The sequence below is a fragment of the Moraxella equi genome (assembly GCF_002027555.1).
Taxonomy (GTDB): domain Bacteria; phylum Pseudomonadota; class Gammaproteobacteria; order Pseudomonadales; family Moraxellaceae; genus Moraxella; species Moraxella equi.
In genome coordinates this window covers 1-6,934 of sequence record NZ_MXAP01000156.1, presented here as the reverse complement: position 1 = coordinate 6,934, position 6,934 = coordinate 1, and the positions used below count along the sequence as shown (strand labels likewise).

Below are 6,934 nucleotides of genomic sequence, written 5' to 3'. Positions count from 1 at the left end.
TATTTTAGTTTAACAATGCCACTTTTTCCAAAAATCATCACAAAATAAAGACACACAAGTAATAAAGATATGTTATGATAAGTCACTTTTAATTTGTCAGTTGTGACAACCGAGTTTGGAAGTACTATGATGTCAAAAAAACAACTTTTTTTATCAGGGGTAGCAACAGTCATCGCAGGCGGTTTGTTTGCCCAAAGTTATGTGGGCGTGGCGATGGCACAGGATAAAGTCGGTTTTGAGCCGACTGCCGAACAAAAAGTCACCGCCCGTCAAGTGTCGTTATTATTGGACAAAGCCCATTATCTAGACCAGCCCCTAAACCAGGAAATGGGGGCAAAAATCTTGACCATGTACTATGACCAGCTTGACCCATCACGCACGCTTTTTTTACAGTCGGACATCGATGAGTTAAATGCCAAATATGCCGATAATTTCGCCGAACGCCTAAAACGTGGCGACTTGTCGGCAGGGATTGAAGTGTTTGAGCGTTATCGCACACGCTCCAATGAGTATTATGATTTTGCCAAAGAGTTTTTAAAAACCGATGTCAATCTAAACACCGATAAAACCATCGTACTAGACCGTGAAGAAGCCTCACGTTTTAAGAGCGTTGATGAGCAGCGAGAGTTTTGGCAAACGCAGACCACCTATGCACTCATCGGACTGACTCTTGGTCAAGAAGATGACAAGGCAAAGGATAAGGCATTTTTGGATAATCCTGAGCTGGCTCGGGGACAGGATTTGGTGCGTGGCGATGAGCGTACGCCCACCGAGATTTTACTAAACCGCCTAAATCGTCAGCAAGAACAGCTTGCCCGCCTAAAAAATGATGAAATCATGGAAACGATTTTAAATGCGGCGACCTTGACTTACGACCCACACAGCAACTATTTTGCTCCTGTCCAGGCCAATGAAATGCAAATCCAGTCAAATTTGCAATTAGAAGGCATTGGCGTATCCATTCGCCCTGACCGCAAGAACCCTGATTATATCCGTATTGTGAGCCTAGTGGACGGTGGTCCTGCCCAAAAAACAGGGCAAATCCAAGCCAATGACCTGATTTTGGGGGTTGCCCAAGATGGCGAGAGCATGGTGGATACGGTCGGATTTAGCACCCGTGAGATAGTGGCACTCATTCGGGGAGCAAAAGGTACGTCTGTTACCATTCGTGTCAAACAACCCAACACGCCCGACAGTTCGGCTCGTACGGTCACCATCGTGCGTGACGTCATCAAACAAGAAGATTCAGGCGTGCATCACCGTGTGATTGAAGTGCCTTATGATGGTGGCATCAAGCGTGTGGGCGTGTTAGAAATTCCCAGTTTTTACCTTAACTTTGCCGCACGTCGTAGTGGGGCAGAGGCGGATGAGTACCGTTCGGTCAGCCTTGACACCGAAAAAGCCATCAAGGCGTTAAATGAGCAAAACATTGATGGCATGGTGGTGGATTTACGCAATAACCCTGGTGGTTCGTTAGATGAAGTTGTCAAAATGCTGGGGCTATTTATCAAAGAAGGTCCTTTGGTGCAAATCCGTGACAATAAAGGCAACGTGCAGGTATTTGCCGATAAAGACGGTGGCAAACAGCTCTATGCAGGCGAGATGGTGGTGCTTATCAATCTAGGCTCGGCATCTGCGTCAGAGATTTTCTCAGCGGCGATTCAAGACTATGGGCGTGGACTGGTGGTGGGCAGTACAACCACAGGCAAAGGCTCGGCACAGGTACAGCGTGATGATTTGGCACTTGGGTCAATGACGCTCACACAGCGTAAATTTTATCGTATCACAGGCGGTAGCACCCAAAACAAAGGCGTGGTGCCTGATGTGCCACTGGTGAATATCTATGAAGGGGTTGAGTTTGGTGAGCGTGAGTATAAAAACCCCTTGGAGTGGGACACCATCAAAACCACGCCATTCATGGCACATGGCAAATACGCCAAGGATTTGATGGCATCGCTCATCGCATCATCAAAGGCACGCCAAGAGAGCAATCCACAGTTTAAATATTTGACAGCACTCAATGACATTCGTGCCATGGATGATGACAAAAAACCTGCCGATGTGGACATTGACAAACGCCGTGCCAAGCGTGACCTTATTGAGCAAAAAACCTTGGCTGCCGAAAACGCCCGTCGTCAAGCCACAGGCGAGGCCCCATTTACCGACTGGTCAATGTATCAGGCAAGCATGGACGCCCTAGCCGAAGAGCGTAGCTTGATGAAAGAAAACGAACGCCCCCAACTGCCCGAAAGTGAAGCGTTTGTCATTGAAGCGGCGACCTTGATGTTTGAAGCCAAAGACAAAAAGACAGTGGTGGAATAATATAAGGCAAAAGTGGGCAAAGACAAAATAAAGCATGATGGGTTTGTCATGCTTTATTTTTTGCTAAAATTTATCGTTATCCCCTAGGATTTTTATCAAAACTTGGTTATAATAAAAAAGATTTTGACCGACAAAACGGCAAAATTACGAACATTTATTCATTCATCCATTTGTTTATTTTAAGGAAATATCATGGCTATTGAACGCACACTTTCTATCGTAAAACCAGACGCAGTGGGTGCCAACCACATCGGTGAGATTTTCTCTCGCTTTGAAAAAAATGGTCTAAAAATCATCGCCACCAAGATGAAACATCTATCAAAAGAAGAAGCCGAAGGTTTTTATGCTGAGCATAAAGAGCGTGGTTTTTTTGCTGACCTAGTGGCATTCATGACCTCAGGTCCTGTTGTTGTGTCTGTACTAGAAGGCGAAAATGCGGTACTTGCTCACCGTGACATCCTAGGTGCGACCAACCCAAAAGAAGCAGCAGCTGGCACCATCCGTGCTGACTTTGCTACCAGTATTGATGAGAACGCCGCTCATGGTTCTGACAGCACCACATCTGCTGAGCGTGAGATTGCTTATTTCTTTGCTGATAACGAAGTTTGCCCACGCACTCGTTAATCTTTGCCCAAAACTGCTAAGCAAACAAAAACCGAGCCATGATAAATGGTTCGGTTTTTTGATGAAACAAAAATCAATCAAAATCAGTCAAAGACCACGGTTTTATTACCATCTAAGATAATACGGTCTTCTAAATGCCACCTGACCGCACGAGCCAGCACTTCACGTTCAATGTCTCGCCCAAGCTCTCGTAGCTCTGCCACATCAAAGGCATGACTGACACGCTCCACGCCTTGCTCGATGATAGGGCCTTCATCAAGCTCGCTTGTGACATAGTGAGCGGTTGCCCCGATGAGTTTGACTCCTTTATCAAAGGCTTGTTTGTAGGGATTGGCTCCCACAAAGGCAGGCAAAAATGAGTGATGAATGTTAATGACTTTGCTCTCCCATTTATTAACAAAACTTGGCGTAAGAATCTGCATATAACGAGCCAGTACCAGTAAATCATTGCCCTGCATGACTTCATCGATTTTGTCGTAGGCTTCGTCTTTGTTGTCTTTACCGACGGGAATATGCACAAAAGGAATGCCAAAGCTCTCAACATCAGCACGCAAATCTTCGTGGTTGGAGACGACTTTGGTAATCTGACAAGGCAATGCCCCACGGCTATAACGCCACAAAAGTTCTAGCAAGGCATGGTCTTCTTTGGACACCAAAATCCCCACTTTTTTGACATCAAAACTGCAAGACAACCGCCAGCTCATTTGGTATTTGTCAGCGACATTTTTGGCAAAGGTATCAAGTAGGGTTTGTTTTTTGTCTGCCAAATCTTCTACATGAAATTCTACTCGCATGAAGTATTTACCGCCATAGGCTTCGGTCGTGTGTTGGTCAAGCGAGATGATGTTTGCCCCGTGATGATATAAAAAGCCTGATACCGCTTGGACAATGCCTGCTTGGTCGGCACAAGTTACCAAAAGTCGTGCAATGTTTTGATTCATGGTCTTACTCTGTTTTCATTAAAAAAGTGTTAATTTTACCACCATCTGAGTCCGATGGGGGAATTTTTTGATAAAAAATGTTGTTTTGGCTTTTAAAATGAGTGTGTTGATTTTTCTAAAAATAAAAAAGGATTTAAAAGCCGTTTAACCTTTAAATCCTTTGTTATAACAAAAACCCTTATCCTAATATCAAACTGTCATCCGCCACTTTCTCGCCACGAGTTTTTTCAAACATATCTAGCAGGTCTTGAACATTCATACCACGGCGTTCATCGCCTGAGACGTCAAGCACCACTTGCCCTTGATGGAGCATGACGGTGCGTGTGCCGTGGGCTAATGCCTGAGCCATTGAGTGCGTGACCATGAGTGTGGTTAGCCGACCTTCATTCACGATTTTGTCGGTGAGTTCTAGGACGAAACTGGCGGTTTTGGGGTCAAGGGCGGCGGTGTGTTCGTCTAGGAGTAGGATTTTTGATGGTTGTAGGCTTGCCATCAAAAGACTGACCGCTTGACGTTGTCCGCCTGAGAGCAGTCCCATGCGGTCGGTTAGGCGGTTTTCTAACCCTAGGTTCAAGATGGCAAGTTTGTCACGAAACAGCTCACGATTTTTGCTGTTTAGGGCAGGAAGTAAGCCACGCACACCCCCACGTTTAAAGGCGAGAGCCATGTTCTCTTCGATGGTTAAGGCTTCACAAGTGCCTGCCATCGGGTCTTGGAACACACGGGCGACCCAGTGACTGCGTTTGTGCGTGGGCTTTTTGGTAACGTCCGTGCCATTTATCACAATCGAGCCAGTGTCGGGGCGTAAGGCACCGCTTACTGTGTTTAGAAAAGTGGATTTGCCTGCCCCGTTGGTGCCGATGACAGTCACAAACTCGCCATCGTTGATGTGTAAAGACAGTCCACGCAAGGCAGGGTTTTCGATGGGTGTGCCAGCATTAAAGGTCAGGCGTAAGTCGGTTGCTATCATCATGAGACACCCCCTGTTTTGGCAGACTTTTTGCCCATGCCAAACGCACTTAGGGCTTTTGAGCGAAATTTGGGTAAAATCAGAGCAATCGCCACGAGTAGGGCGGTTACTAGGTTCAAGTCCTGCGGTCCAAAGCCGATGCTACGTAGGGTTTGGCTAGATAGGGCGATTTGGATAAACAGCTTGTACAGCACGGCACCGATGACCACCGAGAGCGTGATAAGAAAGATTTTTTTGGCACTTAGCACGGTCTCGCCGATGATGACCGCCGCCAGACCGACCACAATCGTACCGATACCCACCGAGATGTCCGCCCCGCCTTGGGTCTGTACAAATAACGCCCCAGATAGAGCAATCAAGCCGTTGCTAATCGCCATGCCAAGCATGATGGTAAAGGAGGTGTTAATGCCTTGGGCTTGTGTCATTTTTAGGTTAGAGCCTGTGGCACGCATGGCAAGCCCTGTCTCGGTGCTAAAAAACCAGTCAAGCAGTAGTTTGATCACAACCACAACCGCCCCTGCGACCAGTACACGTACCCACATGCCATTATCGCCACTGATAAATGGGGTAAAAACGGTCGGCTCACCAAGTAGTGATAGGTTGGGGGCGTTCATGATACGTAAGTTTACCGAATACAGAGCGGTCATGACCAAAATACCTGCCAGGAGGTGTAATATGCCAATCTTGACGTTAAGCCATGCGGTAACAACCCCTGCCATCATGCCTGCCATCATGCCAAAAAGACAAGCCACCCAAGGGTTAAAGCCTGCGATGATGGATACTGCCGCCACTGCACCGCCCAAAGGAAAACTACCATCGGCGGTCAAATCAGGAAAATCCAAAATGCGAAACGATATGAGCACCCCGAGTGCCATGATGGCATATATCAGTCCGCTCTCTAACGCCCCTAAAAAGGCAATCAATGACATATCTGCTCCAATCAAAACAAAACACACGCCCACGATTTGGCGTGCATTTTGTATTTATAAAATAATTATCTAAAAGGCATTATTCTACCACTGTTTTGGGTTTATCCAAAATGGATTGTGGCACGCTCAAACCCTGCTCGCCGGCATTTTTCTTGCTGACCATCAAGTCAAGCTCGCTGGCACTGTACACGGCGATGTCGCCTGCTTTTTCGCCTTTTAGGATGCGGGCGGTGATTTTACCTGTTTCTAGCCCTAGATTATGATAATTCACGCCAAGAGCGACGCTCGCTCCACGCTCGACCACGCTAGGGTCAGATGAGACAAGGGGGATTTTGCCTTCTTTGGCGACTTTGGCAAGAGCTTCATAGACGTTGATGACGTTGTTGTCGGTTGATGTATAAATCACGTCCACTTTGCCAACCAGACTTTGGGCGCTCATGGCGATATCTGATGATTTTTGGGCAGGGGATTCAACGATGGTAATGCCTTGGGGTTCGGCGATGTCTTTTAGGTTACGCAAAGTCACGGTGGAGTTCACCTCCCCTGGGCTGTACACGAAACCGATGTTTTTGACGCTAGGAATCAGCTCTTTGATAAGGTCAATCTGTGGTGCAAGTGGTAGCACGTCCGATGCCCCTGTTACGTTGGTGCCAGAGCCATCTAGTTTGGGTACTAGTTTGGCTTCCACAGGTTCGGTTACGGCAGAGAATACCACAGGAATGCTCGTGGTGGCATTCACGACCGCTTGGGCGGATGGGGTGGCGATGGCGATGATGGCGTCAGGGTTGTCCGCCACGAACTGTTTGGCGATTTGTCCTGCGGTGGCAGGGTTGCCTTGGGCGGATTGGAAATTGACCGTTAGGTTCTCGCCTTCTTTAAAGCCTTCGCTGGCTAGGGCTTCAAGCGTGCCTTGACGAACAGCGTCCAGTGCAGGGTGTTCGACGATGGCAGTAATGGCAATCGATTTGTTCTCGGCAGTCGTGGGGCTTGGACGGTCTCGCTTTGACTGGCAGGTTTATCACCGCCACAGGCAAACAGTAGCGAGCAAAGCATGCTCATGCCGATGAGTTTGGGAAATTTGGCACTGATGGTCGCCATAACGAACTCCTTGTGTAACAATATGATGACTTTTACCCCACTCTCAACTT

General features: G+C 47.4%; 7 protein-coding genes. 2 read left to right on the top strand and 5 right to left on the bottom strand.

From position 1 onward, the window contains the following. The first annotated feature begins 129 nt into the window (after nucleotides 1–129). Nucleotides 130–2,322, top strand: coding sequence for a carboxy terminal-processing peptidase (locus B5J93_RS12460; RefSeq protein ID WP_079326668.1), 2,193 nt, complete (start codon nucleotides 130–132; stop codon nucleotides 2,320–2,322). 192 nt (nucleotides 2,323–2,514) lie between these two features. Then, nucleotides 2,515–2,946, top strand: coding sequence for a nucleoside-diphosphate kinase (ndk, locus tag B5J93_RS12455; RefSeq protein ID WP_079326667.1), 432 nt, complete (start codon nucleotides 2,515–2,517; stop codon nucleotides 2,944–2,946). Nucleotides 2,947–3,029: 83 nt separating this feature from the next. Here the strand turns inward: ndk and purU are convergent, their stop codons facing one another. The 5 genes from purU to B5J93_RS14440 form a co-directional block, all read right to left on the bottom strand. Next, nucleotides 3,030–3,887, bottom strand: coding sequence for a formyltetrahydrofolate deformylase (gene purU, locus B5J93_RS12450; protein ID WP_079326666.1), 858 nt, complete (start codon nucleotides 3,885–3,887; stop codon nucleotides 3,030–3,032). A gap of 178 nt (nucleotides 3,888–4,065) precedes the next feature. Further along, nucleotides 4,066–4,860: an ABC transporter ATP-binding protein gene (locus B5J93_RS12445; RefSeq protein ID WP_079326665.1), complete on the bottom strand. Its 795-nt coding sequence runs from the start codon at nucleotides 4,858–4,860 to the stop codon at nucleotides 4,066–4,068. Further along, nucleotides 4,857–5,786 carry an ABC transporter permease gene (locus tag B5J93_RS12440; protein ID WP_079326664.1) on the bottom strand — a complete coding sequence of 310 codons (930 nt, stop codon included), beginning with the start codon at nucleotides 5,784–5,786 and terminating at the stop codon, nucleotides 4,857–4,859. Before B5J93_RS12440 ends, B5J93_RS12445 begins: the two co-directional genes overlap by 4 nt. 79 nt (nucleotides 5,787–5,865) lie before the next feature. After that, a complete protein-coding gene (locus tag B5J93_RS12435; protein ID WP_265734221.1) occupies nucleotides 5,866–6,714 on the bottom strand; it encodes an ABC transporter substrate-binding protein in 849 nt (282 codons plus the stop codon). Continuing rightward, nucleotides 6,678–6,934 (bottom strand): hypothetical protein (locus B5J93_RS14440; protein ID WP_211278894.1); only part of this gene is annotated, 257 nt, incomplete at its 5' end. The genes B5J93_RS14440 and B5J93_RS12435, both read right to left, overlap by 37 nt.